This window comes from Methanimicrococcus blatticola (assembly GCF_004363215.1).
In the GTDB taxonomy this organism is placed as follows: domain Archaea; phylum Halobacteriota; class Methanosarcinia; order Methanosarcinales; family Methanosarcinaceae; genus Methanimicrococcus; species Methanimicrococcus blatticola.
Map to the genome: position 1 here is coordinate 1 of NZ_SNYS01000002.1, position 1,713 is coordinate 1,713.

Here is a 1,713-nt window from a genome sequence, read left to right on the forward strand (position 1 = left end):
AATCGTTACGAACGGAACGGCCAATATGTCAAAATACGGATTCGTGTTTGAAAACTGGACGGAAAATGCGGACGGATCAGGAACGGTTTACACAGTCGGCGAAACCGTAACACCGACGGATAACATGACGGTGTACGCTAAGTGGAAACATGATGATGCGACGTATTATAACGTGACGTACAAAACAAACGGCGGAACGGGAACCGATTACACAGTGTCTGTCATTCCGGGAGATGAACATACGATTGTCACGAACGGAACGGCCAATATGTCAAAGTACGGATTCGTGTTTGAAAACTGGACGGAAAATGCGGACGGATCAGGAACAGTTTACACAGCCGGCGAAGCCGTAACGCCGACAGATAACATGACGGTGTACGCGAAATGGAAACATGATGAGACGACGTATTATAACGTGACGTACAAAGCAAACGGCGGAACGGGAGCCGATTACACGGTGTCTGTCATTCCGGGAGATGAACACATAATCGTTATGAACGGAACGGCCAATATGTCAAAGTACGGATTCGTGTTTGAAAACTGGACGGAAAATGCGGACGGATCAGGAACAGTTTACACAGCCGGTGAAAACGTAACGCCGACAGATAACATGACGGTGTACGCGAAGTGGAAACATGATGATGCGACGTATTATAACATAACATACAAAGCAAACGGCGGAACGGGAACCGATTACACGGTGTCCGTCATTCCAGGAGATGAACACACAATCGTCACGAACGGAACGGCCAATATGTCAAAGTACGGATTCGTGTTTGAAAACTGGACGGAAAATGCGGACGGATCAGGAACGGTTTACACGGTCGGCGAAGCCGTAACGCCGACAGATAACATGACGGTGTACGCGAAATGGAAACATGATGATACGACATTCTATACAGTGACGTACAAAGCAAACGACGGGACGGGAACCGATTATACCGTCTCTGTTATTCCGGGAGATGAACACACGATTGTCACGAACGGAACGGCCAATATGTCAAAGTACGGATTCGTGTTTGAAAACTGGACGGAAAATGCGGACGGATCAGGAACGGTTTATACAGTCGGCGAAAACGTAACGCCGACGGATAACATGACGGTGTACGCGAAATGGAAACATGATGATACGACGTATTATAACGTGACGTACAAAGCAAACGGCGGTATGGGAACCGATTACACAGCATCTGTCATTCCGGGAGATGAACACACAATCGTTACGAACGGAACAGCCAATATGTCAAAGTACGGATTCGTGTTTGAAAACTGGACGGAAAATGCGGACGGATCAGGAACGGTTTACACAGCAGGCGAAAACGTAACGCCGACAGATAACATGACGGTGTATGCCAAATGGGTGCATGATAAAACAACATTCTATAACGTGACGTACAAAACAAACAGCGGAACGGGAACCGATTACACAGCATCTGTCATTCCGGGAGATGAACACACAATCGTTACAAACGGAACAGCCAATATGTCAAAGTACGGATTCGTGTTTGAAAACTGGACGGAAAATGCGGACGGATCAGGAACGGTTTATACAGTCGGTGAAACCGTAACACCGGCGGATAACATGACGGTGTACGCGAAATGGAAACATGATGATACAACGTATTATAACGTGACGTACAAAGCAAACGGCGGAACGGGAACCGATTACACAGCATCTGTCATTCCGGGAGATGAACATACAATTGTCACGAA

General features: G+C 47.1%; 1 protein-coding gene. It reads left to right on the forward strand.

Annotation, left to right across the window (positions count from 1 at the left end; translation table 11 throughout):
* Window positions 1-25 precede the first annotated feature (25 nt).
* Window positions 26-1,713: InlB B-repeat-containing protein (locus C7391_RS00025; protein WP_166627324.1), on the forward strand; the 1,688-nt coding region annotated here is incomplete at its 3' end.